Annotated in this window: 17 protein-coding genes; 9 read left to right on the plus strand and 8 right to left on the minus strand. The window is 72.1% G+C overall.

The features are described 5' to 3' along the window. The first annotated feature begins 119 nt into the window (after window positions 1-119). Window positions 120-2,009, plus strand: coding sequence for an exo-alpha-sialidase (locus ACGF3J_RS18560; RefSeq protein WP_393854308.1), 1,890 nt, complete (start codon window positions 120-122; stop codon window positions 2,007-2,009). 16 nt (window positions 2,010-2,025) lie between these two features. Here the strand turns inward: ACGF3J_RS18560 and ACGF3J_RS18565 are convergent, their stop codons facing one another. Beyond that, window positions 2,026-3,060 (minus strand): bile acid:sodium symporter family protein, encoded by a 1,035-nt coding sequence (locus tag ACGF3J_RS18565; protein ID WP_161331490.1) that lies wholly within the window; start codon window positions 3,058-3,060, stop codon window positions 2,026-2,028. 145 nt (window positions 3,061-3,205) lie between these two features. On the opposite strand from ACGF3J_RS18565, the gene ACGF3J_RS18570 reads away from it, so the two are divergent. After that, window positions 3,206-4,087 carry a LysR substrate-binding domain-containing protein gene (locus ACGF3J_RS18570; protein WP_393854309.1) on the plus strand — a complete coding sequence of 294 codons (882 nt, stop codon included), beginning with the start codon at window positions 3,206-3,208 and terminating at the stop codon, window positions 4,085-4,087. Here ACGF3J_RS18570 and ACGF3J_RS18575 read toward each other — a convergent pair. Then, window positions 4,066-5,049, minus strand: coding sequence for an Lrp/AsnC family transcriptional regulator (locus tag ACGF3J_RS18575; protein WP_393854310.1), 984 nt, complete (start codon window positions 5,047-5,049; stop codon window positions 4,066-4,068). The genes ACGF3J_RS18570 and ACGF3J_RS18575 overlap by 22 nt on opposite strands. 114 nt (window positions 5,050-5,163) lie before the next feature. Between ACGF3J_RS18575 and ACGF3J_RS18580 the strand changes: the two genes are divergently transcribed. The 3 genes from ACGF3J_RS18580 (at window position 5,164) to ACGF3J_RS18590 (ending at window position 9,625) form a co-directional block, all read left to right on the plus strand. Further along, a complete protein-coding gene (locus tag ACGF3J_RS18580) occupies window positions 5,164-6,669 on the plus strand; it encodes an MFS transporter (RefSeq protein WP_393854311.1) in 1,506 nt (501 codons plus the stop codon). 212 nt (window positions 6,670-6,881) lie between these two features. Further along, window positions 6,882-8,708, plus strand: a complete 1,827-nt coding sequence (locus ACGF3J_RS18585) for an AMP-dependent synthetase/ligase (protein WP_393854312.1) — start codon at window positions 6,882-6,884, stop codon at window positions 8,706-8,708. Window positions 8,709-8,791: 83 nt separating this feature from the next. Then, a complete protein-coding gene (locus ACGF3J_RS18590; RefSeq protein ID WP_386930630.1) occupies window positions 8,792-9,625 on the plus strand; it encodes an aldo/keto reductase in 834 nt (277 codons plus the stop codon). A 57-nt stretch (window positions 9,626-9,682) separates the two neighbouring features. On the opposite strand, the gene ACGF3J_RS18595 is transcribed toward ACGF3J_RS18590, so the two are convergent. From ACGF3J_RS18595 to ACGF3J_RS18605, 3 genes are all read right to left on the minus strand, one after another. Further along, window positions 9,683-10,384 (minus strand): SDR family oxidoreductase, encoded by a 702-nt coding sequence (locus ACGF3J_RS18595; RefSeq protein ID WP_393854313.1) that lies wholly within the window; start codon window positions 10,382-10,384, stop codon window positions 9,683-9,685. Between the two features lie 109 nt (window positions 10,385-10,493). Continuing rightward, window positions 10,494-11,420 carry a class I SAM-dependent methyltransferase gene (locus ACGF3J_RS18600; protein WP_393854314.1) on the minus strand — a complete coding sequence of 309 codons (927 nt, stop codon included), beginning with the start codon at window positions 11,418-11,420 and terminating at the stop codon, window positions 10,494-10,496. A gap of 151 nt (window positions 11,421-11,571) precedes the next feature. Continuing rightward, window positions 11,572-13,281: a glycoside hydrolase family 6 protein gene (locus ACGF3J_RS18605; protein ID WP_393854315.1), complete on the minus strand. Its 1,710-nt coding sequence runs from the start codon at window positions 13,279-13,281 to the stop codon at window positions 11,572-11,574. Window positions 13,282-13,795: 514 nt separating this feature from the next. Here ACGF3J_RS18605 and ACGF3J_RS18610 point away from each other — a divergent pair. After that, window positions 13,796-16,717 carry a glycoside hydrolase family 48 protein gene (locus ACGF3J_RS18610; RefSeq protein ID WP_393854316.1) on the plus strand — a complete coding sequence of 974 codons (2,922 nt, stop codon included), beginning with the start codon at window positions 13,796-13,798 and terminating at the stop codon, window positions 16,715-16,717. A 217-nt stretch (window positions 16,718-16,934) separates the two neighbouring features. Next, window positions 16,935-19,589 (plus strand): cellulose binding domain-containing protein, encoded by a 2,655-nt coding sequence (locus tag ACGF3J_RS18615; RefSeq protein ID WP_393854317.1) that lies wholly within the window; start codon window positions 16,935-16,937, stop codon window positions 19,587-19,589. 45 nt (window positions 19,590-19,634) lie between these two features. Here ACGF3J_RS18615 and ACGF3J_RS18620 read toward each other — a convergent pair whose 3' ends face one another. The 3 genes from ACGF3J_RS18620 to ACGF3J_RS18630 all read right to left on the minus strand — a co-directional run bounded on the left by ACGF3J_RS18620 (window position 19,635) and on the right by ACGF3J_RS18630 (window position 22,636). Beyond that, on the minus strand, window positions 19,635-21,509 hold the full coding sequence (locus ACGF3J_RS18620) for a rhamnogalacturonan lyase (protein ID WP_393854318.1): 1,875 nt from the start codon (window positions 21,507-21,509) through the stop codon (window positions 19,635-19,637). A 76-nt stretch (window positions 21,510-21,585) separates the two neighbouring features. Further along, a complete protein-coding gene (locus ACGF3J_RS18625) occupies window positions 21,586-22,326 on the minus strand; it encodes a class I SAM-dependent methyltransferase (RefSeq protein ID WP_161326687.1) in 741 nt (246 codons plus the stop codon). Window positions 22,327-22,330: 4 nt separating this feature from the next. Then, window positions 22,331-22,636 carry a 4a-hydroxytetrahydrobiopterin dehydratase gene (locus tag ACGF3J_RS18630; RefSeq protein ID WP_161326688.1) on the minus strand — a complete coding sequence of 102 codons (306 nt, stop codon included), beginning with the start codon at window positions 22,634-22,636 and terminating at the stop codon, window positions 22,331-22,333. A gap of 145 nt (window positions 22,637-22,781) precedes the next feature. Between ACGF3J_RS18630 and ACGF3J_RS18635 the strand changes: the two genes are divergently transcribed. Both ACGF3J_RS18635 and ACGF3J_RS18640 read left to right on the plus strand, forming a co-directional pair. Continuing rightward, window positions 22,782-23,609, plus strand: coding sequence for a helix-turn-helix domain-containing protein (locus ACGF3J_RS18635; RefSeq protein ID WP_161326689.1), 828 nt, complete (start codon window positions 22,782-22,784; stop codon window positions 23,607-23,609). Between the two features lie 86 nt (window positions 23,610-23,695). Then, entirely contained in the window at window positions 23,696-24,559 is an 864-nt protein-coding gene (locus ACGF3J_RS18640) for a helix-turn-helix transcriptional regulator (RefSeq protein WP_161326690.1), read from the plus strand. Window positions 24,560-24,640: the final 81 nt, after the last annotated feature.

Below are 24,640 nucleotides of genomic sequence, written 5' to 3' on the forward strand. Positions count from 1 at the left end.
GCTGACCCCCCAGCGGCCGCCGACACGCGCGTGATCATGCAGGGCGCGCTCGGATCGTACTGCTGTACTGATGTCCGAACGACCGGCTCCCACCAGCCGTCCGAAGGGCAGACCATCCCATGCCGTCATCACGTTCCCGCACGCGTGCGCGCATCCCCTGGTTCGCCCTCGCGGCGCTCTCCGCACTGGCCGTGACCCCCCTGCCGGCCCACGCCCGGTCCGAGAGCCGGGCGCCGGAGTTCGAGGAGCGGGTCCTCTTCCGGGCGGCCACCGACCCGGGCGGCTACGCCTGCTTCCGCATCCCGGCGATCGTGCGGACGACGGACGGCACGCTGCTCGCCTTCGCCGAGGGCCGCGTCCTGAACTGCGGGGACGCCGCCGACATCGACGTCGTCCTCAAGCGCTCCACCGACGGCGGACGCACCTGGGGCCCGCTCCAGGTCGTCAACGACGGCGGCGGCGACACGCACGGCAACCCTGCTCCGGTCGTCGACCGCGCCACCGGCCGCGTCCTGCTGACCGAGACCTACAACGCCGGCCGCACCGACGCCGCCAACTGCGCGATCCCCTGCGCCCGCACGCCCCACCTCCAGTACAGCGACGACGACGGCCGCACCTGGTCCGCGCCCCGCGACCTGAGCCCCGAGATCCTGCCGGCCGACTGGAACTCCTGGTACGCCACCGGCCCCGTGCACGGCGTCCAGCTCACGGGCGGCGGCCACCCCGGGCGCCTCGTCGTCGGCGTCAACGCCGAGACCTGGGACGGCGACCGGGTCACCGCCAACCACGCGGCCCTCGTGGTCAGCGACGACGGCGGCGAGCACTGGAAGGTCGGCGCCACCGACACCTGGCCCGTCGCCGCCGACGGCACCTTCCGGCAGAAGCCCTCCGAACTGACCCTCACCGAGCGCGCCGACGGAGCGCTCCTGGTCAGCGGCCGGGAGGAGCGGGGCACCGACCTCGGCCACCGCACCCAGGCCGTCAGCAGGGACGGCGGCGACAGCTTCGAGGCCCCCTTCCGTACCCTGCCCGACCTGTACACCCCGCAGGTGCAGGGGGCCCTGCTCCGCCTGGGCGACCGGATGCTGCTCTCCGCCCCCGCCGATCCCGACCGTCGCCGGACGATGTCGGTCCGCTCCTCCTACGACTCCGGCGCGACCTGGGACAGCGTGGACCGCGGCACCGTCGTCACCCGGGACTGGTCCGGCTACTCCGACATGGTGGCCGTCGACGACACGACGGTGGGCCTCCTGTACGAGGCCGGGGCGGTCGACGCCCGCGACGAGATCCGCTTCGCCCGCTTCACCGAGGACTGGCTCCTGCCGCGCCGGGCCGCCGATCCCACCACCCCGGACCTCGCCCCCGGCGCGGCACCCGCCGCGGTGCTCGGCGGTGCCGGGACGACGTCGGGCGCGGTGGGCGGCGCGCTCGCCCTCGACGGCGCCGACGACGCCGTACGGCTGCCGTTCGACGAGCGGCTGCCGCTGGGGGCCGGTGACTTCACGGCATCGCTGCGGTTCCGGTATTCGGCGGCCGACGGGGAGCAGCCGCTGCTGTGGATGGGCGGCGTCGGGACCTCGCAGCCACAGGTGTGGCTGCGGGCCGAACCCGGCGCCGGGCGGGTCCAGGGGCTGATCACCGCGCGCGACGGCGCGGCGGCCCCGCGCTCGGCGTGGGTGCGCACCGACGGCGCGCTCAACGACGGGCGCTGGCACCACCTGGCGCTGCGCCGTGGCGGGGGCCGGCTCGCGCTGTTCGTGGACGGCACGGCGGTCGGCGAGACGGCGGACGTGCCCGGGTCGGTCGGCCGCGACTCGCCGTTCGGCGTGCACATCGGCGAGCGCGTGGACGGCAGGGCCCGCCTCACCGGCGCGGTCGACGACGTGCACGTGTGGAACCGGGCGCTGACCGACGAGGAGATCGCCGCCGCGGACCCGCCCGCGGCCGTCGGGAACACCGTCCTGCACCTGCCCATGGACACCGTGGACGGGGTGGCGGCGGGCGACTGAGAGTCCCCCGGGGGACTCAGCGGTGGCCGGAGCCCACCGGTGCGGGTGCCGGCGCGGCGGTGCCGTCGCCGGGCGCGGGCGCCTCCGGGTCGTGGGAGCGGCGCTTGGCGATGACCGCGCACACCATGAGCTGCATCTGGTGGAAGAGCATCAGCGGCAGCACGGCCAGCGAGGCGTGGGCGCCGAACAGGACGCTCGCCATGGGCAGTCCGGCGGCGAGCGACTTCTTCGACCCCGCGAACTGGATCGCGATCCGGTCCTCCCGGCCGAAGCCGAGCCCCTTCGCCCCGTACCAGGTCAGCAGCAGCATCACGGCGAGCAGTACCGCCTCCACGGCCAGCAGCCCGGCCAGCCGGACGGGGCTCACCTGATGCCAGATGCCCTGGACCATGCCCTCGCTGAACGCGGTGTAGACGACGAGGAGGATCGAGCCGCGGTCGACGAGCTGGAGGACCTTCTTGTGCCGGGCGACGAAACCCCCGATCCAGCGGCGCAGCACCTGCCCGGCGGCGAACGGCACCAGCAGTTGCAGCACGATCTCCAGCAGCGAGTCGGCGGAGAACCCGCCTCCGCCGCTGCCGAGCAGGGCGGCGGCCAGCAGCGGCGTGACGACGATGCCCACCAGCGAGGAGAACGACCCGGCGCAGATCGCGGCGGGCACGTTGCCGCGGGCCATGGAGGTGAAGGCGATCGAGGACTGGATGGTGGAGGGGACCAGGGTGAGGAAGAGCAGGCCCTGGTAGAGGGGGTCGGTCAGGAAGACGGGCACGAGTCCGCGCGACGCCAGCCCGAGCAGCGGGAACACGACGAAGGTGCAGGCCAGCACGGTGACGTGGAGCCGCCAGTGACGTACCCCGTCCATCGCCTCACGGGTGGAGAGCCGGGCGCCGTAGAGGAAGAAGAGGAACGCGATCGCCGCGGTGGAGGCACCGGAGGCGACGTCCGCGCCCGTGCCGCGGGCCGGCAGCAGGGCCGCGAGGCCCACCGTCCCGAGCAGCAGCAGGATGTACGGGTCGATCGGCATCCAACGGGGCCATCGCAGGCGTTTCACGGTGCTCCACTTGCTTGTTCACGGTCGTTCGAGGGCTCACGGCCGAAGGCTCGCGGGTCCCCGCTCCATCCTGCTCGCCCACGCTGCGATCGGGAATCCGGTATACCGCTCTGACTGTCATCACGTACCGCGATAGCCTGGTGCCGTGTACGACCCCTCCCACCTGCGTACGTTCCTGTCGGTGGCGCAGACGCTGAGCTTCACCCAGGCCGCCCGGCGGCTCGGGCTGCGTCAGTCGACCGTGAGCCAGCACGTGCGGCGGCTGGAGGACGCCACGGGGCGTCAGCTGTTCAGCCGCGACACGCACTCGGTGGAGCTGACGGAGGACGGGGAGGCGATGCTCGGGTTCGCCCGCCGCATCCTGGAGGTGCACGAGCAGGCCACCGCCTTCTTCGGCGGTACCCGGCTGCGCGGGCGGCTCCGGTTCGGGGCCTCGGAGGACTTCGTGCTGACCCGGCTGCCGGAGATCCTGGAGGGCTTCCGGCACGACCACCCCGAGGTCGACCTGGAACTGACGGTGGAGCTGTCGGGCACGCTGCACCGGCAGCTGGCCGACGGGGAGCTGGACCTGGTGCTGGCCAAGCGGCGGCCCGAGGACCCGCGGGGCGAGCCGGTCTGGAGCGACCGGCTGGTGTGGATCGGCGCGGAGCGGCTGCGTCTCGACCCCGACCGCCCGGTGCCGCTGATCGTCTATCCGCCGCCGGGCATCACCCGGGCGCTCGCGCTGGAGGCCCTCCAGCGGCAGGGCCGGGAGTGGCACGTCGCGTGCACCAGCGGCAGCCTCAACGGCCTGATCGCGGCCGCCCGCGCGGGCCTGGGCGTGATGGCGCACTCGCGCGGGCTCGTCCCGCCCGGTCTGGTGCGCGTCCCGGACCGGGCCGGGCTGCCCGAGCTGGGCCGCGTCGACTTCGTGCTGGTGCACGGCCGGCGCCGTCCCTCCGCGCAGGGTGCGGCGGACGCGCTGGCGGCGGCGGTCCTCGCGGGCGGCGACCGGCTGCACCGGCCTCAGCGGGCGGGGCTCGGGTAGGTGAGCTGCTTGACCCGGCGCAGAAAGGGCGACGCCTCCACGTGCTGGACGCCCTCCAGCCGGCCGAGCGGCCCGCTGAGGTAGGCGTAGAGGTCGGCGGTGTTGCGGACGACCGCCGTGGCAATGATGTTGGACGGGCCGGCGGTGGCGGCGGCGTGGGCGATCTCGTTGTGCGCGGCGAGGGCCTGGCCCACCCGGTGGAGGGCGGCCGGGCTGGTGGTGATCCACAGGACGGCGGCCGTGGGGTAGCCGAGGATCTCGGAGTGGTACTCCACGTCGACGTAGACGGCCCCGGAGGCGAACAGCGCGGCGAGGCGGCGCTTGACGGCGGACTCGGAACGCCCGGTGGCCCGCTGCAACTCCGGGTGGGTGGCGCGCCCGTCGCGTTCCAGGACGGCCAGCAGCGGCTCGTCCTCGGGCTCGATGCGGGCCGGTTCCCGCGCCGCCGGGCCGTGCCGGGGGCGCAGGGCGGCGACCTCGTCGTCACTGAGTACGGCGAACTTGCGCAGCCAGCCGCTGGGTCCGCCGTAGAAGCGGTGCAGGATCTGGTGGGCGTGGATCTCCAGGACGCGCGGGGTGCGCGGCAGCTTGCCGAGCAGCAGGTCGTCCCGGTCCCCCGCGCTGCGCGGACGGGTACCGAAGATGATCTCCGTACCGCCCGCCGCCAGCCCGATCCAGCTGGTGTCGGGCCGCTTGGCGAGGGCGTCCGCGATGGCGGAGGCGCTGTCGGGGACGCAGCGCAGCCGCAGCGTCCAGTGGTCCTGGCCGAGCCGCTGGGCGTCCCGCACGGCGACCACCCGCAGACCGCCCTCGGCGCACAGCCTGCGGTAGCGGCGGGCGACGGTCTGGTCGGAGACGCCGAGGACCGCCCCGATCCGGCTGAAGGAGGCGCGGCCGTTGACCTCCAGTGCATCGAGGACGCGCAGGTCCAGCTCGTCGAAGGTGTCGGATTCCATCCGCATGACGGCAGTTCCCATCGGATTTCGTCGGCCGGACGCCGAGGACCGGCGCGATCGGCCGTGTGCGCCTCATCGTACGGAGGCACGGGAAGTCGTCGCACACAGGGAGAAGACGGAATGCGTACATGGGGGCCGCTGACGGCGGTGTGCCTCGGGACGTTCATGCTGCTGCTGGACGTGACGATCGCGGTCGTCGCGCTGCCGGACATGGCCCGGGGGCTGCACGCGTCGCTCAGCGATCTGCAGTGGGTGATGGACGGCTACGCGCTGGCACTGGCGGCGCTGCTGCTGGGCATGGGAGCCGCCGCCGACGTCCTGGGACGCCGCCGGGTGCACGTGGCGGGCGTGGTGCTGTTCGCGGCGGCGTCGCTGCTGTGCGGGCTGGCCACCGGGCCGGGGATGCTGGTCGCCGCGCGGGGACTCCAGGGCGTGGGCGCGGCGGCGATGTTCGCCACCACGCTGCCGCTGCTCGGCTCGGTGTACCAGGGGCGCCGGCGGTCGATGGCGCTCGGCGTGTGGGGTGCGGTCAGCGGTGCCGCGGCGGCCGTGGGGCCGGTGCTCGGCGGGCTGCTCACGGACGGTCCGGGCTGGCGGTGGATCTTCTGGGTGAACCTGCCGGTGAGCGTGGCGGCGGTCTGGCTGACGCTGCGCGTGGTGCCCGAGTCGCGTGGCGCCGGCGGGCGTCGCGTGGACTGGGCGGGTACGGCCACGTTCGCGGCGTTCGCGGGTGCGGTGACCTACGGGGCGGTGCGGGCCGGTTCGCACGGCTGGTCGGAGGCGGGCACCCTCGTCTCCTTCGCCCTCGCGGCGGTGGCGCTGGGCGGCTTCGTCGCCGTCGAGCGCCGGGCCGCCGATCCGCTGCTCGACCCGCGACTGTTCCTGCGGCCCGCGTTCTCGGGCGTGATGCTGGGCGCGCTGGCCTTCAACGCGGCGGCGTTCGGCGTGATGGCGTACACCTCCATCTGGCTGCAGACGCTGCTCGGGATGAGCCCGGTGCGGGGCGGGCTGGTGTTCGTGTGGCTGTCGCTGGCGTCGTTCGTGGTGGCCGCGGCGGGCGGGCGGCTGCTGCACGGGGTGCCCGCCCGCTTCACCATCGGGGGCGGGCTGCTGCTGATCGCGGCGGGGCAGTACGCCATGGCGTTCCTGGACGCCTCGTCCGGCGCGTCCGCCCTGGTGCCGGGGCTGCTGCTGGTGGGCGTCGGTACGGGCCTGGTGTCGCCGGGGATCGCGGGCGCCGCGCTGGCGGCGGTGCCGGCGGAGCGGGCCGGGATGGCGGGCGGCGCGGTCAACACCTTCCGGCAGCTCGGGTACGCGCTCGGCATCGCCGTGTTCGGCACCGTGCTGACCGCGCGGATGACGGACACGCTGCCGCACGACGCGGCGCACGGTCTGGCCGGCGGTGCGGCCGGCGCCCTGGAGGGCGTGTTCGGCGAGCACGCGCTGCGCGCCGCGTTCGCCTCCGGGCTGAACGCCGCGGCGCTGACCGCAGGCACGGTCGCGGCCGTCGCCGGGGTGCTGGTGCTCGTGCTCGTGCGGGCCGGCCGCGAGAGCCGCGACACGCGCGCAAAGGCCGCCACAACGCCGGCCGCGGCGAAGGAGCCGGCGGCACCGTACCGGCGGTAAGTGGGTCGTACAGATTCGGTGGAGATTACGCCACCGAAACTTACTCAACCGTCAGGAAACTGTCCGACCCTTCCCCATGTGAGCGCATTTTCTCTCGCTGACCAGCGCGAACATGAGCCCTGCTCGGATTTGGCACCCCTCCCGTCCCCGCTTCGGGTGGGGTAGCTTTCACCGCGCTGTGCGGGGCTTCATTCCAGAGCGGGGAGCGGGGTTTGCGTGAGTTCACCAGTCCTCCCTTGACGTCGGCACCGCCGGTGGGCGGTCTGGCCGACGTCGTCTTCGAGCATGCCCAGGAGGATCCGGCGCACATCGCGCTGGGGCGCAAGGACGCGGACGGGCAGTGGCGGGACGTCACCGCCGGTGCGTTCCGCGACGAGGTGCTGGCGCTCGCCAAGGGCCTGCTCGCCCAGGGCATCCGCTTCGGCGACCGGGTCGCCATCATGTCCCGCACCCGCTACGAGTGGACCCTGTTCGACTTCGCCCTGTGGACGATCGGCGCCCAGGTGGTGCCGGTCTACCCGACCTCCTCGGCCGACCAGTGCATGTGGATGCTGTACGACGCCGAGGTGACGGCCGCGGTCGTGGAGCACGAGGACCACGCGATGACCATCGCCACCGTCATCGACCGGCTGCCGCACCTGCGCGGCCTGTGGCAGCTCGACTCGGGCGCCGTCCAGGAGCTGTACGACGCGGGGGCGCACCTCGACGACGACGTGATCCACCGGCATCGCAAGGCGGTCACGCCCGACTCGGTCGCCACCATCATCTACACCTCCGGCACCACCGGACGGCCCAAGGGCTGTGTCATCTCGCACGGCAACTTCATGTGGGAGGCGGACACCGTCATCGAGCGGTGGGAGCCGGTGTTCCACTCCAAGAAGGGCGACGAGGCGTCGACCCTGCTGTTCCTGCCGCTCGCCCACGTCTTCGGCCGGATGGTGGAGGTCGCGGCGATCCGCGGCAAGGTCCGCTTCGGCCACCAGCCGCAGCTGAACGCCGCGGCCCTGCTGCCCGACCTGGCGGCCTTCAGACCCACCTTCATCCTGGCCGTGCCGTACATCTTCGAGAAGGTGTTCAACGCGGCCCGGCGCAAGGCCGAGAAGGAGGGCAAGGGCGGCCCCTTCGAGAAGGCCGTCGACGTGGCCGTCAAGTACGCCGACGCGGTGGAGGCGAAGGCCTGGGGCACCGGGCCGGGGCCGTCCGCGGGACTGCGGATGCAGCACCAGTTGTTCGACAAACTCGTCTACGCCAAGGTGCGGGCGGCGATGGGCGGGCGCATCCGCAACGCCATGTCGGGCGGCTCCGCGATGGACCGGCGGCTGGGTCTGTTCTTCGCGGGCGCGGGCGTGCAGATCTACGAGGGCTACGGCCTGACCGAGTCCACGGCGGCGGCCACCGCCAACCCGCCCGAGCGCACCCGCTACGGCACGGTCGGCCGCCCCGTCCCCGGCGTCACCGTGCACATCGCGGACGACGGCGAGATCTGGCTGAACGGCGAGAACGTCTTCCAGGGCTATCTCAACAACCCGAAGGCCACCGACGAGACCCTGCACGACGGATGGCTGGCCACCGGCGACCTGGGCGCCCTGGACGAGGACGGCTACCTCACCATCACCGGCCGCAAGAAGGAGATCCTGGTGACCTCCGGCGGCAAGAGCGTCTCCCCGGGGCTGCTGGAGGAGCGCGTGCGGGACCACCCGCTGATCAACCAGTGCATCGTCGTCGGCAACGACCGCCCCTACGTCGCCGCCCTCATCACCCTGGACCAGGAGGCGGTCGAGCACTGGCTGGCCATGCGGAACAAGCCGCAGATGCCCCCGGCCGACCTGGTGCACGACTCCGACCTGGAGACGGAGGTGCGGCGCGCGGTCGTCGCGGCCAACACGCTCGTGTCGCAGGCCGAGTCGATCCGCACCTTCCGCATCCTCGCCCAGCCGTTCACGGAGGAGCACGGCCTGCTGACGCCTTCGCTGAAACTGAAGCGCAAGGCCATCGAGAAGGCCTACGGTGCTGAGGTCGCGGCGCTCTACACGGCGTGAGTTCCCCGGTCAGGAATGCGCACGGGCTCGTGATCGTTGACGATATGAGTACCACCTGACCACAACCGAAGGATCAAGAGCTCGTGAGCAGCAAGGTCCCCCCGATCATCCTGAACAACGGCGTCGAGATGCCCCAGCTGGGCTTCGGCGTCTGGCAGGTGCCGGACGACGAGGCAGAGACGGCCGTGGTCCAGGCGCTGGAGGCCGGGTACCGCAGCATCGACACCGCGGCGATCTACGGCAATGAAGAGGGCACCGGCAGGGCACTCGCCGCCTCCGGCGTGGCCCGCGAGGATCTCTTCGTCACCACCAAGCTCTGGAACAGCGAGCAGGGGTACGACTCCACCCTCCGCGCCTTCGACGCCTCACTGGCGAAGCTGGGCCTGGAGTACCTGGACCTCTACCTGATCCACTGGCCGGTACCGGCCAAGGATCGGTATGTCGACACGTACAAGGCGTTCGAGAAGCTGCTCGCCGACGGGCGGGTGCGGGCCATCGGCGTCTCCAACTTCCTGCCGGAGCACCTGGAGCGGCTGACCGGTGAGACGTCCGTCGTCCCGGCCGTCAACCAGATCGAGCTGCACCCGCACCTCCAGCAGCACGCCTCCCGCGAGGTCCACGCGGAGCAGGGCATCGCCACCGAGGCATGGTCCCCGCTCGGCTCCGGCAAGGGGATCCTGGAGATCCCGGCGATCGTGGCCATCGCCCAGAAGCACAACCGCACGCCGGCCCAGGTCGTGCTGCGCTGGCACCTCCAGCTCGGCAACGTGGTGATCCCGAAGTCCGTGACCCCGTCGCGGATCAAGGAGAACATCGACGTGTTCGGCTTCGCCCTGGACACCGAGGACCTGGCGGCGATCAGCGCGCTGAACGAGGACCGGCGTCTGGGCTCGGACCCGGCGGAGGTCAACTCCTGAGCACCGCCTGAGCGTCATGCGCGAGGGGAGGGGTCCGGCCGGACCCCTCCCCTCCCGTCAGTTGGGCTGACCCAGCGGCCGTACGACCACCGTGTTGACGTCGACGCCGGCCGGCTGGGTGGTGGCCCAGACGATCGAGTCGGCGATCTGGTCGGCGGTGAGCAGCTCGCCGGGCGGCAGACCGCCGGTCGCCTCCCAGAACGGGGTCTCCACCCGGCCGGGCGCGATCAGGGTCACGCCGACACCCCACTGGGTGACCTCCCTGCGGGTGTTCTCGGCGAGACCGGTCACGGCCCACTTCGTGGCACCGTAGAGGTTGCCCGGGGTGTTCACGAACCCGGCGACGCTGCCGACCAGCACGATCCGCCCACGCGTCTGCTTCAGGGCGTCGATCGACGCCCTGATCAGCAGCGCGGGTCCGAGCACGTTGGTCAGCACCATCTCCGTCCAGCCCTCGGGGTCGCCCTCGGCCACCGTGTCGTGGGTGGCGAACCCCGCGTTGGCGACCACCGTGTCGAGGCGGCCGAACTCCTTGAGCGTCGCTTCGACGGCGGAGGCCACCCGGGTGTGGTCGGCGGCGTCGCCGGCCAGGGTCAGCAGGCCCTCGGGATCGCCGAGTTCACCGGCGAACGCGCGCAGCCTCGCCTCCCCGCGCCCGGTGACGGCCACCCGGTGCCCCGCGTCCAGCAGCCGCCGGGCGACGGCGGCTCCGATACCGCTGCCGCCGCCGGTGATGAGCGCGACCGGTGCGTCGGTCATGGTTCCCCCTGTGTCTGTGCCCGCGTGTCCGCGCAGGCATTGCTTCCGGACGGAGGGGAGTCCATCACTTGGAGCGCTCTCGAAGTCAAGGGCCCGGTACGGCGGCGTTTCAGACCGGCCGTACCGCCGTGTACACGGTGTGCGCCACCAGCACGAACACGTCCTGCCGCCGGTGCACGCTCCCCTCGTCCCCGGGGTCCAGGAGCCGGTCCAGGGTGTCCCGGTCCCCGGCGTCCAGACCGTCGCCGACCCGCTCGCGGAGCCGGGAGAGAGAGGAAGCCGCGTAGTCGCGGGCCGCGTCGGAGACGGGCGCGGGCAGGTCGAGGAGGAAGCTGCGGGTGCCGGTGTGCTTCAGGCCGGCGGCGGTCAGCAGCGCGGGCCAGTCCTCCGTCTCGGGCACCGAGCCGGGCAGGCTCGCGCGCATCTCGGCGAAGAAGTCCTCCTCCACGGCGTGGATCCTGGCCTGGAGCCCGGGACGCCCGAAGCCGATGTCGCGGGGCAGGAACCGGGCGGGCAGTCCACCCTCCAGGATCGCCAGCGTGCCGCCGGGCGCGAGGTGCCCGCCGAGGGCGGCGAGGGCGGCGCGCTGGTCGCCGAGGTGGTGCAGGCTCTGGCTCGCCCACATCAGGTCGGCGGGGTACTCCAGCTCGCCCAGGGCGCCGGGCAGGTCGCCGGTGAGGGTGCCGAAGCGGTCGGCGACACCGAGCCGGGCGGCCCGGTCCCGGGCCCGGTCCAGCAGCGGACCGGCGCCGTCGGCGGCGACGACGCGGGCGCCGGGGAAGACGTCGGCGAACTCGCAGGAGACGACTCCCGGTCCGCTGCCGACGTCGACGACCAGGCCGGGGTCGGTCACCTCCCGCGCCAGCCAGCTCATGGCCTGCCGGTACAGCGGCGTGTACAGCTCGGCCTGCGCCTCCAGCAGCGGGGCCATCTCGGCCCAGTCCAGGTCGGTGTGGTCGTGTCCGTGTCCGGTTCCGTGTCCGTGCCCGTGCCCGTGCGCGGAACCGTGCTCGTCGTGGTGGTGGTCGTGCGCCATGCTGGTCAGCCTCCCGTTCGCGGTGACCTCAGGGTGCGACGACTCACCCCGTTCGGGCAAACAATGTTGCCGGTACCGCAAAATGGTGGAGGCCGCCGGGGCCCGGCCCGCAAGGACCGGACCCCGGTGACTCACCCGTGGGGGAAGCCGCTCACGACAGCGGCGGGTAGGCGTTCTTCATCAGCTCCTGGAACTGCGCGGAGAACCAGTGCCCGGAGACCGGGGCGTTCGCCAGCGCGCCCGAGGGGTTGTTGCCGTTGCGCGCGTTGCCCTCGTAGGTGGGGTCGCACATCCGGTCGAAGCCCTTGCCCTCGTCGTTCGGGATCTCCTCGCTCGCTCCGTCGGACTCGCCCGGGGGCTTCATCCACACGTACGCGTCGATCCCCGCGGCGGGACTGGACTGCGGACGTTCGCCGAGGCCGGCTCCGGACTGGTTGCACCAGTTCCCGAGGTGGATGCGGCGGTCGTAGCGTCCACCGTTCACGTAGGTGTCCACGTTGGTCGTGGCACCCGGACCGGTGGGCCGGGCAGTGCCGCCCCAGCCGTTGCGCGAGGTGTCGATCAGCATGCCGAGGTTCTGGTCGAAGCCGATCGAGACCAGCTTCGCGCGCATGGCCTGGGCGTAGGACAGCTCGTCGGTGTAGCGGTTCCAGTCGACCCACTTGGACTGGCGCACGGAGGTTCCGTTCACCGAGTCCTCGATCTTGAAGTTGTCCTCCTTCAGGGCGCTGTAGTTGGCGGTGTTGACGATGAAGCCGTGCACGTCGCCGACGGTCGCGCCCTCGGTGGTGGCGGCGGTCTTGAACATGTCGGCGGAGGCGCCGAAGTTGTCGTCCCAGCCGAGCCAGCCGTGGTGGCCGGCGTCGATGTAGTTGTAGACGTTGCCGATGTCGCCGAGCTTGTTCAGGGCGTAGCCGACGCCCTTCTGGTAGTTGCCGTTGGCCTTCATCACGTCGCAGTTCGGCGTGGCGGTCGGCCGGCCGCTGACATTGGTGACCAGGTTGGGCAGCGAGTCGATCTCGACCGTGGTGACGATCCTGAGACCCGCGTACTTCGGGTCGGCGAGGATCTCGGCGATCGGGTCGATGTACTGCGTCTTGTACTTGTCGATCTCTGTCGGGCCCAGCTCGCCGTTGGAGGCGAGGGCGGCGCAGTCACGGCCGGGGAGGTTGTAGATGACGAGCTGGACGGCGAGTTCGCCCGAGCCCTTCTGCGTCAGCGCCTCGTCGAGGTGATCGCGCAGCCCCATGCCGCCGTTCACGCCGTTGATGGCGGCGATCCGGTCGAGCCACACACCGGTGGGCTGGTTCGCGATCCGGGAGCCGCCCGGTTCGGCGGCCGCCTTCGCGGACCACTCGGGGTTCACGTAGACCTTGGCGCCCTCATAGGGGTTGTTCACCCGGTCGGACGGTCCGGTGGGGTCCGTCGGGTCGGTCGGTCCGCCGTCGACGTTGCACGTCACGCCGTTGAGGGTGAAGGTGGCCGGGACCGCGTTGGCGCCGCTGTAGGTGGCCTGGAAGCCGAAGCTCGCCGAACCACCCGTGGCGAGGGTGCCGTTGTACGACTCGTTGGCCGCGGTGACGGCGGCACCGCTCTGGCTGACCTTGGCGTTCCAGCCGTTGGTGACCTTCTGACTGCCGGCGTAGGTCCATCCCAGCGACCAGTTCGAGGTGGCGGCACCGTTGTTGGTGACGGTCACGGCGGCGGTGAAGCCGCTTCCCCAGTCGTTCTGCACCTTGTAGTCGACCGTGCAGGCGGCGGCCGCGGCTCCGGCGCTCGCGGAGTGGGCGGCCAGCGCAGTGCCGGAGGCGCCGGCGACCAGCGTCAGGGCAGCGAGCATCGCGGTTCTGGTACGGGTCATGAGTGCGGGTTCCTTCTTTCGTGGGGGTGCGGGTGCTGTCGTCCGGGACCGCGCGTCCCTCGGCGCGGTCCGCTGCCGATCGGCATGGGGGTGCCGTCGTGATCGAAGGTCAGGAACGGCCCGCGGGCATGGTGCGGGGGCCCGGGGTGTGTGCGGGCCGGCGGGCCGGCCGAAGACGCGCGGGAGGACAGGCCGCGGCAGCGGCTAAAAGTCCTGAACGCGGAAGGTGGAGCGGGGGGTGGCGCATGAGCGACTCCTTGCAGCTCGGGCACGCCGTGACGGACGCGCCGACTGATGGAACCGCTCCCACTGGTTCAGCGAAGGTAGCGCCAAGTGACGGCAAAGAACAGAGGAGTTACCGACTTTCTCGCCGCTCGCCCTGTCGAATCATTTCGACTCTTCACGCATCTTGACCGCCGATGCCCCTCTCCTCACTATGGGAGCGCTCCCACTGGTTCAAGGCTTGTTGCTCCTCCCCCACCCCCTCCCCGAGCCGCAAGGAGGAACCAGCACCATGCACCCCCGACACAGACGCAGACGCCGCACCGCTCGGCGGTTGTGGACCGCCGCACTGGCGGCCCTCGCACTGCCCCTCACGATGCTGAGCACCGGCTCGACCCCCGCCCAGGCGGCCGCACTTCAGTGCAGCGTGGACTACCGGACGAACGACTGGGGCTCGGGCTTCACCGCGGAGCTGACGCTCACCAACCGCGGCACCGACGCCATCGACGGCTGGACGCTGACGTATGCCTACGCGGGCGACCAGAAGCTGAGCAACGGCTGGAACGGCACCTGGTCCCAGTCGGGCCGGAACGTCACGGTGAGGAGCGCCTCGTACAACGGTCGGGTCGCCGCCGGGGCCGCCGTCACCACCGGGGGGCAGTTCACGTACAGCGGCACCAACACGGCCCCCACCAACTTCGCGGTCAACGGCACCTCGTGCGTCGGCGCGCACCAGCCGCCGATCACGGTGCTGACCAGCCCGGAGGCGGGCGCGGTGTACTCGCAGGGCGAGGCGGTGCCGCTCGCGGCCACGGCCGCCGCGGCCGACGGCGCCGGCATCAGCAAGGTGGAGTTCTACGACGACACCACCCTGCTCGGCACCGACACCAGCGCGCCCTACACGCACTCCGCCTCTGGCTTGACCGTGGGCAGTCATTCCCTGGTGGCGAAGGCGTACGACAGCACGGGCGCCTCCGGCAGTTCGACGCCGGTCGGCATCACCGTCGCCTCGGGACCGGCCGTGGTCGCCTCACCCGGCCAACTCGGCGTCCAGCAGGGCGAGTCGGGGACGTACGAGGTCAAGCTGTCGAAGCAGCCGGCCGCCGGTGTCACTGTCACGACGACCCGCGCGAGCGGGAACACGGGGCTCTCGCTCACCGGTGGGGCGACTCTCACCTTCACCCCGTCGAACTGGAACACCGCCCAGCGGGTGACCGTCTCCGCGGACGCGTCGGGCACCGGTTCGGCGGTCTTCGAGTCGACGGCCCCCGGACACGGCAAGGCCGCGGTCACCGTGACCCAGCTGGCCGCGGCGAAGGACTACGACGCCCGCTTCCTGGAGCTGTACGGGAAGATCACCGACCCCGCGAACGGCTACTTCTCCCCCGAGGGCATCCCGTACCACTCGGTCGAGACGCTGATCGTCGAGGCGCCCGACCACGGGCACGAGACCACCTCCGAGGCGTACAGCTACCTGCTGTGGCTCCAGGCCATGTACGGCAAGGTGACCGGCGACTGGTCGAGGTTCAACAACGCCTGGGAGATCATGGAGACGTACATGATCCCCACGCACGCCGACCAGCCGACCAACTCGGCCTACAACGCCTCGAAGCCGGCGACCTACGCACCCGAACTGGACACGCCGAACGAGTATCCGGCGCCCCTGGACGGCGCGGTCTCCGTCGGTCCCGACCCCATCGCCGGTGAACTGAAGTCGGCGTACGGCACCGACGACGTCTACGGCATGCACTGGCTCCAGGACGTCGACAACACCTACGGCTACGGCAACTCGCCGGGCAAGTGCGAGGCGGGTCCGGCGGACACCGGCCCCTCCTACATCAACACCTTCCAGCGCGGCGCGCAGGAGTCGGTGTGGGAGACGGTGCCGCAGCCCACCTGCGACGCCTTCAAGTACGGCGGCCCGAACGGCTACCTGGACCTGTTCACCGGCGACGCGTCCTACGCGAAGCAGTGGAAGTTCACCAACGCCCCGGACGCCGACGCGCGGGCCGTGCAGGCCGCGTACTGGGCGGACGTCTGGGCCGAGGAGCAGGGCAAGGGCGACGAGATCGCCGGGACCCTCGACAAGGCCGCGAAGATGGGCGACTACCTTCGCTACGCCATGTTCGACAAGTACTTCAAGAAGGTCGGCGACTGCGTGGGCCCGTCGAGCTGCCCGGCCGGCACCGGCAAGGACTCCTCGCACTACCTGCTGTCCTGGTACTACGCCTGGGGCGGCGCGGTGGACACCTCGGCGGGCTGGGCCTGGCGCATCGGCTCCAGCCACACCCACGGCGGCTACCAGAACCCGCTGGCCGCGTACGCGCTGAGCACCTACGCCGACCTGAAGCCCAAGTCGGCCACCGGGGCCTCCGACTGGGCCAAGTCCCTGGACCGGCAGGTGGAGTTCTACCGCTGGCTGCAGTCCGACGAGGGGGCCATCGCGGGCGGCGCGACCAACAGCTGGGCGGGCCGGTACGCGACTCCGCCGGCCGGTACGCCGACCTTCTACGGCATGTACTACGACGAGAAGCCGGTGTATCACGACCCGCCGTCCAACCAGTGGTTCGGCTTCCAGGCGTGGTCCATGGAGCGGGTCGCCGAGTACTACCAGCAGAGCGGCGACACGGCGGCGAAGGAGGTCCTGGACAAGTGGGTCGACTGGGCGCTGTCGGAGACGACGGTCAACCCGGACGGCACCTTCCGGATCCCCTCGACGATGCAGTGGTCGGGGCAGCCCGACACCTGGAACGCGTCCTCCCCGGGTGACAACGGCGACCTGCACGTCACCGTCTCGGACTACACCAACGACGTGGGTGTGGCGGCTGCGTACGCCAAGACCCTGACCTACTACGCCGACCGCTCGGGCGACACGGAGGCGGCCGCGACCGCCAAGGCGCTGCTCGACGGCATGTGGGAGAACAACCAGGACGCGCTCGGCATCGCCGTCCCGGAGACCCGCGCCGACTACAACCGCTTCGACGACCCGGTGTACGTCCCGAACGGCTGGACCGGGACCATGCCGAACGGCGACACGATCGACGCGTCGTCGACGTTCGCATCGATCCGCTCCTTCTACCAGGACGACCCGGCCTGGTCGAAGATCGAGGACTATCTCGCGGGCGGTGCCGCGCCCACGTTCACGTACCACCGGTTCTGGGCGCAGGCGGACATCGCCCTCGCCATGGGTTCGTACGCGGAGCTACTGGAATAGCCCCCGCGGGGCGCTCCGCGGGTTGGGCGGGTTCTTCGGCTGCGGGCCAAGTGTGGCTGGCCGCGCAGTTCCCCGCGCCCCTGGGGGGCGCTCAAGGCTCCGCGTGCTTGGTCTCGTCACCGGACGACGGGACCCCTGCCGGGCGGCCCTCGTTCTTCGCGAGGGCCGCCCGGTGCTCGTATGTGTTCTGCTCCTGACGGAAGGACGGTTCCCCACCGTGCGAAGAACCAGGATCCTCACCGTTCTGCTGGCGCTCGCGGCCGGTCTCCTGGCGGGCAGCCCGCCCACCGCACTGGCCGCCGGCACACCGGAGGCGGCCGTCACCGCCGACACCTACACCTGGAGGAACGCCCGTGTCGACGGCGGCGGATTCGTCCCCGGCATCGTCTTCAGCCGCACCGAGAAGGACCTGGCCTACGCCCGTACCGACATCGGCGGCGCCTACCGCTGGCAGGAGTCGTCCCACACGTGGACGCCGCTCCTCGACCACGTCGGCTGGGACGACTGGGGGCACACGGGCGTGGCCAGTATCGCCTCCGACTCCGTCGACCCCGACCGGGTGTACGCGGCGGTCGGCACCTACACCAACGACTGGGACCCGGGCGACGGCGCGGTGCTCCGCTCCGCCGACCGGGGTGCGACCTGGGCGAAGACGGACCTGCCGTTCAAGCTGGGCGGCAACATGCCGGGCCGGGGCATGGGCGAACGCCTGGCCGTCGACCCGCACGACAACGACGTGCTCTACCTGGGCGCGCCCAGCGGCCATGGCCTGTGGCGGTCGACCGACGCGGGCGTGACCTGGTCCGAGGTGACGGCCTTCCCGAACCCCGGGAACTACGCGCAGGACCCGAGCGACACGTCCGGCTACGCCTCCGACAACCAGGGCGTCACCTGGGTGACCTTCGACGAGTCGACGGGGTCGGCGGGGGCGGCGACGAAGACCGTCTACGTCGGCGTCGCCGACAAGGAGAACGCCGTCTACCGCTCCACGGACGCGGGCGCGACCTGGGAGCGGCTCGCCGGCCAGCCCACCGGGTACCTGGCCCACAAGGGTGTCCTGGACGCGGAGAACGGCCACCTGTACCTGGCCTACAGCGACACGGGCGGGCCGTACGACGGCGGCAAGGGGCGGCTGTACCGGTACGCCACGGCGACGGGCACCTGGACGGACATCAGCCCGGTCGCGGAGGCGGACACCTACTTCGGGTTCAGCGGCCTGACCGTCGACCGCCAGAACCCGGGGACGGTCATGGCGACGGCGTACAGCTCCTGGTGGCCGGACACGCAGATCTACCGCTCGACGGACAGCGGCGCGACCTGGACGCAGGCGTGGGAGTACACGTCGTACCCGACCCGCGAGAACCGCTACACGATGGACGTCTCCTCCTCCCCGTGGCTCACCTGGGGCGCGAATCCGGCCCCGCCCGAGCAGACCCCGAAGCTGGGCTGGATGACGGAGGCGCTGGAGATCGACCCGTTCGACCCGGACAGGATGATGTACGGGACGGGGGCGACGATCTACGGCACGGAGAACCTCACGAACTGGGACGCCGAGGGCGGCACCTTCGCCATCGAGCCCATGGTGCGCGGCCTGGAGGAGACCACGGTCAACGACCTCGTCTCCCCACCGTCCGGTGCGCCGCTCCTCAGCGCGCTGGGTGACGTCGGCGGCTTCCGGCACACGAGCCTGACCGAGGTGCCGTCGATGATGTTCACCTCCCCGAACTTCACCTCCTCCACGAGCCTGGACTTCGCGGAGGCGAAGCCGGACGTCGTCGTGCGGTCGGGCAACCTGGACTCGGGTCCGCACATCGCGTTCTCCACGGACAACGGCGCCACCTGGTTCGGCGGCAGCGACCCGGCGGGGGTGAGCGGCGGCGGCACGGTCGCGGCGGGCTCGGACGGCGGGCGCTTCGTGTGGAGCCCCGAGGGCGCCGGGGTGCACCACACGACGGACTTCGGCACCTCATGGCAGGCGTCGAGCGGCATCCCGGCCGGCGCCGTCGTCGAGTCCGACCGGGTGGACCCGAAGACCTTCTACGGCTTCAAGTCCGGCAAGTTCTACGTCAGCACGGACGGCGGCGCGACCTTCACCGCGTCGGCGGCGACCGGCCTGCCCGCCGGTGACAGCGTCCGCTTCAAGGCCCTGCCGGGCCGCGCGGACGACGTCTGGCTGGCCGGGGGCGCGCCGGACGGCCGGTACGGCCTGTGGCACTCCACGGACGGCGGCGCGACCTTCGCCAAGCTGCCGAACGTCGAGGCGGCCGACACGATCGGCTTCGGCAAGGCGGCACCCGATGCCTCCTACCAGACGCTCTTCACCAGCGCGAAGATCGGCGGTGTCCGCGGCATCTTCCGCTCCACCGACGCGGGAGCGAGCTGGACCAGGGTCAACGACGACGCGCACCAGTGGGGCTGGACGGGCGCGGCCATCACCGGGGACCCGCGGGTGTACGGGCGGGTGTACGTGGCGACCAACGGCCGGGGGATCGTGTACGGCGACACGGCGGGCGACGGCGGTACCGATCCCGGCCCCGACCCGGGGCCCACCGGCGCCTGCGAGGTGACGTACACGGTCACGAACCAGTGGCCCGGCGGTTTCCAGGCGGACGTCCGGCTCACCAACACCGGTACGGCGGCCTGGAACGGCTGGTCCCTCGACTGGACGTTCGCGGGCGGCCAGGGGGTGTCCCGGATGTGGAACGCCGAGCACACCCGGTCGGGCACCACGGTGACGGCGAGCAACGTCGGCTGGAACGCCCGCGTCGGCCCCGGCGCCTCGGTGGCCTTCGGCTTCACGGGCGAGTGGTCGGGGACCAACGCGGACCCGACCGCGTTCCGGATGGCCGGCCGGAGCTGCGCGACCGGCTGAGCCGAGGGTGGGGTGGGCGTCCGGCGGCGCCCACCCCACCCCTGTTCACGGTGTGTACACCGTCGGCCGCGGCGCCGTCGGCATGCCGTCGCCGAGGAAGAAGCTCGGGTGCGGGGGCTGGTTGTAGGCGGTGTTCTGCCAGGCCAGGGCCGTGCGGTACTGGGGGTCGTGGAGGAGGGTCGTGATCCTGCGGTCCGTGTCGTACGGGGTGGAGTAGACGCGCAGGGCCGTGTTGTCCGACGTGCGCCAGACGACCTCCTCGCGCCAGTCGCCGAGTATGTCGCCCGCGAGGACCGGGGTGGCCTTGGTGCCGTTGTTGGACGCGACGCCGGATCCGGTGAGCAGGCGGGTGTCGCCGGAGGGGCCGTACTTGTCGACGCGGGTGCCGTCGAGGAGTTCGCGGACCGGGTCTCCGTCCCACCAGGACAGGAAGTTGGTGCTGGAGGGCTTGCGGCCGTTCACCACCGTGCCCTTCGGGTTGCGGATGCCGCTCTCGGCCGACGACCAGGACTCGGCGCCCGCGCTGCCGGACCAGATGTCCGCGGCGACGCCCCGGCCGTTGTCGCCACTCGCGCCGGTGGACCAGAGGATCTGACCGGTGCGCGCGTCCGCCATCCACGACGAGGGCTTCGAGGCGTCCTCGTCCACCTTGAACTCCTCCAGGCCCGCGCGGGACGGGTCGAGGTCGCCGACGTGCATGGCGTCGCCGTGGCCGTTCCTCGTGGTCCACAGGGCGTTGCCGTTGTCGTCGACGGCCATCGCGCCGTAGACGATCTCGTCCTTGCCGTCGCCGTCGACGTCCGCGACGGAGAGCTGGTGGTTGCCCTGGCCGTCGTAGCCCTTGCCGGTGTTGGTGGAGGAGTTGGTGTCGAAGGTCCAGCGGCGGGTGAACCGCCCGTCGCGCCAGTCCCAGGCGGCGATCACGGAGCGCGTGTAGTAGCCGCGCGCCATGATCAGGGAGGGCCGGGAGCCGTCCAGGTACGCGGTGCCGGCCAGGAAGCGGTCGACGCGGTTGCCGTAGGAGTCGCCCCAGGAGGAGACGGTGCCCCGGGCGGGGACGTAGTCGACGGTGCCCATGGCCTTGCCGGTCAGGCCGTTGAACATGGTCAGGTACTCGGGGCCGGACAGGACGTAGCCGGAGGAGTTGCGGTGGTCGGCGGAGGAGCTGCCGACGACCGCGCCGGTGCCGTCCCGGGTGCCGTCGGCGGTCTTCATCGCCACCTCGGCCCTGCCGTCGCCGTCGTAGTCGTACACCTGGAACTGGGTGTAGTGGGCGCCCGAGCGGATGTTGCGCCCGAGGTCGACGCGCCAGAGCCGGGTGCCGTCCAGCCGCAGGCCGTCGACGATCGTGTTGCCCGTGTATCCGGACTGGGAGTTGTCCTTGGCGTTGGTCGGCTGCCACTTGAGGACGAGGTCGAGCGCGCCGTCGCCGTCGAGGTCCCCGACGGAGGCGTCGTTCGCCTCGTAGGTGTAGGAGACGCCGTCGGGTGTCGTGCCGCCGGCGGGCGGGCTGATCGGCACGTCCTTGTAGCCGGCCCGGAACTGGACGGCGTGGACGGAGTCGCCCTGCTCGGTGCCGCCGACGACGGCGCGGACGGTGTAGTCGGCGTGGGACGGGGCGCCGGCGTGGAAGAAGGTGGTGGAGCCGGTGAGGGGGGCGGTGTTGACCTTCGTGCCGGCCCGGTAGACGTTGAACGCGACGTCGTCCGGGTCGGTGCCCAGCCAGCGCCAGCCGACCAGGTTGCCGTCGCCGGTGTGGACGCTGACCACGCCCCGGTCGAGGGCCTCGACCTGACGTGCCGTGGCGGCGTGGGCGGTGCCGGAGCCGAGGGTGGTCAGGCCGGCGCCGACCAGTGCCGCGGCGGCGAGGGCGGCGGCCGGGGCGAGCGGGCGTCTGCGGTACGTGCGGGGGTGCCTCACGGGACGGACCTCCTGGAGGACGGATGGGTTCCGCCTCTCAGTCGCCGCCCGGGAGGGCCGGGTTGCCGCCTCCGGCCTACGACTTCACGAACGCGCGGAGGGTGAAGACGGGGTCGGGCCGGGGCCGGTCCTGGTCCGGCAGGGCCGCGAGCCGGGTGGCGAAGTGTTCCGCGCCCGGCTCGCCGGGCGGCAGCGTGACGAACCAGCCGCGCCGCAGGTCGGCGACGGTCCGGCGAGGGCTGCGGCCCTGGCCGTGGCCGGTGAAGCGGGCCTCCCCCGCCGGGACCAGGCCGTGCGCGCGGGCGTGCGCCTCGACGAGGGCGACGGCGTCGTGGGCGGTGCTGGGCGGGCGGGCCGCGAGCACGGCGTCGATGTCACTGCCCACGTTGTGCGAGGCGCCCTTGTCGACGGTGGTCACGTACACCCCGCCGGGCCGCAGGACGCGGGCGCACTCGCCGACGATCGCCCGCACGTCCCCGGCGCCCTCCGCCAGGTGCAGCAGCCACACACTGGTGACGGCGTCGAACCCGCCGTCGCGGAAGGGCAGCCGCCGGCTGTCGGCGAGCACGACGGCACCGGGCAGCCGGGCCGCGGCCCGCCGGGCCATGGCGGGGGCGAGGTCCGCGCCGGTCACCCGCGGGGCGCCCGGCGCGGCCGCCAGCCGCCGGGTGACGATGCCGGTGCCGCAGGCGACGTCGAGCAGGCTGCGCGCCCCGCGCGGCACCAGGCTCAGTACGGCCCGTGCGGCGGCCTCGGCCCGGGGCTCGCCGCCGCGGGCCGCGTCGTACCGCTCCGCTTCCTTGTCGTAGTCGAGCACACCGTCAGTGTGCCCCGTGACCGGCGGCCAGATCCTGCACTCTGCGGGCCAGCTCGACGTCCTTCGCGGTGACGGCCCCGCCCGCGCTGTGCGTGTGCACCGCGAGGGACACGGTGTTGTAGCCGAGGGTGAGGTCGGAGTGGTGGTCGAGTTCCTCCTGCACCTGGGCGACGTGCACGACCATGGCGGTCGCCGCGAAGTGCGAGCCGAGCCGGTAGACACGGGTGAGCCGGTCGTCCTCCAGCGACCAGCCCGGCAGCTCGGTCAGCCGCTCTTCGATCTCCTGCCGCGACAGCGGTTCGACGGGCATGTGCCACGCTCCTGTCCTGGGGGCCCGGGTGCCGGGGTGCCCCTTCAGCCTGCCACAGCACAGCCGCCGGAGCCCTGGTCAGGAGGGCGGGGTCGGGAGGGCGGGCCGGTCCCGTCGCGGCCCGCCGTCGACTACCGTTCGGCCCATGACCGCACCCACGTCCGGCACCGTCCCCGCCACCCAGGGCGTGGGTCCGCTGCTGCGGGCCTGGCGGGAGCGACGGCGGGTCAGCCAGCTGGAGCTGGCCCTGCGCGCCGACTCCTCCGCCCGGCACATCAGCTTCGTCGAGACGGGCCGCTCCCGGCCGAGCGAGGAGATGGTGCTGCGTCTCGCCGAGCACCTGGACGTCCCCGTGCGCGAGCGCAACGCCCTGCTGCTCGCGGCCGGTTACGCCCCGCACTACCCGGAGACCCCGCTGGACGACCCGGCGCTGGGCGCCCTGCGCGAGGGCATGGAGCGACTGATCCGGGGCTACGAGCCGTATCCGGCGCTGGTCGTCGACGGGACGTACCAGGTGCTGGCGGCCAACCGGGGCGTGGCGATGCTGATGGACGGCGTCGCCGAGCATCTGCTCGCGCCGCCGCTGAACGCGATGCGGCTGACCCTGCACCCGGAGGGACTGGCACCGCGCATCCGCAACCTGCGCCAGTGGCGCGGGCACCTGCTGGAGCAGATGGAGCGGCAGATCGCCCTCCAGCGCTCGGAGCCGCTGCGCGCGCTCTACGACGAGTTGGCGGCCTATCCGGTGCCGGACACCGCGCCGGAGACCGCGCCGGACGGGGAACCGGACGAAGCGGTGCCGTACTTCGCGCTGCCGATGCGGATCGAGCACGGGGGCCGGACCCTGTCGTTCATCTCGTCGATCTCCACCTTCAACACCCCGATGGACGTGACGGTGGCCGAGCTGGCCATCGAGACGCTGCTGCCGGCCGACCCGGCGACGGTCAAGTACCTGCACACACTGGTGTCCTGACAAGGTTGATCGCGAACACCCCTGTGAGAGCGGCGGGGGCTCATGACAGACTGCGGTGTGACTTGGGCGCGTTGGGGAGGCGTGGCGTGAGTGAGCGACGGGCCGCACCCACCGTGGGCCAGGTGGTCCTCGGCAGACGGCTGCAGGAACTGCGGGAGACCGCGGGCCTCAGACGCGAGGAGGCCGCCAAGGTGCTCCGCGTGGCCCCGGCCACGGTGCGGCGCATGGAAACGGCCGAGGTGTCGCTGAAGATACCGTATGTCCAGATACTCCTGACGACGTACGGGGTCGCCTCCGACGAGGTCGCCGCGTTCGTCACCCTCGCCGAGGAGGCCAACCAGCCGGGCTGGTGGCAGCGGTACCACGACGTGCTGCCGGACTGGTTCAGCATGTACGTGAGCCTGGAGGGCGCCGCGCGGATCGTGCGCTCCTACGAGCCGCACTTCGTCCCGGGGCTGCTCCAGACCGAGGACTACGCGCGCTCGGTCCTGGAGGCCGGGACGATCGGCAACGCCGGCGGTGACGCCGTCGAGCGGCACGTGTCCCTGCGGATGGAGCGGCAGCGGCTGCTGGACCGCCCGGACCCGCCGCACCTGTGGGTGGTGATGGACGAGACGGTGCTGCGCCGCCCGGTCAGCGTGCACGGCCGGGTGATGCGCGAACAGCTCGACAAGCTGCTGGAGTTCGCGTCCCGGGACCGGGTGACGCTCCAGGTCGCCGAGTTCGAGGACGGGCCGCACCCGGGTACGTACGCGCCGTTCACCCTGTTCCGGTTCGCGGAGCCGGAGCTGCCCGACATGGTCTTCACCGAGTATCTGACCGGCGCCCTGTACCTGGACTCCCGGCCCGAGGTCTCGGCGCACCTGGAGGTCCTGGACCACATGACGGCGCGTGCCGCGTCGACCCAGCGCACCGAGAAGGTCCTGCGCGAGTACCGCGAGAACTACTGACCCGGCGACCCCGACACCGAGGTCCGGGTCCGAGGTCCGGGTCCGGGTCCGAGGCTCTCCGGAGACGTCACGGCACGACCG

It is taken from the genome of Streptomyces sp. NPDC048171, from assembly GCF_043202655.1.
Taxonomy (GTDB): domain Bacteria; phylum Actinomycetota; class Actinomycetes; order Streptomycetales; family Streptomycetaceae; genus Streptomyces.

What these genes read in the sequence shown, in the direction of transcription:
- ACGF3J_RS18560 (WP_393854308.1), top strand. Translation starts at nt 120, where the DNA reads ATGCCGTCATCACGTTCCCGCACGCGTGCGCGCATCCCCTGGTTCGCC.
- ACGF3J_RS18575 (WP_393854310.1), bottom strand. Translation starts at nt 5,049, where the DNA reads ATGCGGATGGAATCCGACACCTTCGACGAGCTGGACCTGCGCGTCCTC.
- ACGF3J_RS18580 (WP_393854311.1), top strand. Translation starts at nt 5,164, where the DNA reads ATGCGTACATGGGGGCCGCTGACGGCGGTGTGCCTCGGGACGTTCATG.
- ACGF3J_RS18595 (WP_393854313.1), bottom strand. Translation starts at nt 10,384, where the DNA reads ATGACCGACGCACCGGTCGCGCTCATCACCGGCGGCGGCAGCGGTATC.
- ACGF3J_RS18600 (WP_393854314.1), bottom strand. Translation starts at nt 11,420, where the DNA reads ATGGCGCACGACCACCACCACGACGAGCACGGTTCCGCGCACGGGCAC.
- ACGF3J_RS18605 (WP_393854315.1), bottom strand. Translation starts at nt 13,281, where the DNA reads ATGACCCGTACCAGAACCGCGATGCTCGCTGCCCTGACGCTGGTCGCC.
- ACGF3J_RS18610 (WP_393854316.1), top strand. Translation starts at nt 13,796, where the DNA reads ATGCACCCCCGACACAGACGCAGACGCCGCACCGCTCGGCGGTTGTGG.
- ACGF3J_RS18630 (WP_161326688.1), bottom strand. Translation starts at nt 22,636, where the DNA reads ATGCCCGTCGAACCGCTGTCGCGGCAGGAGATCGAAGAGCGGCTGACC.
- ACGF3J_RS18635 (WP_161326689.1), top strand. Translation starts at nt 22,782, where the DNA reads ATGACCGCACCCACGTCCGGCACCGTCCCCGCCACCCAGGGCGTGGGT.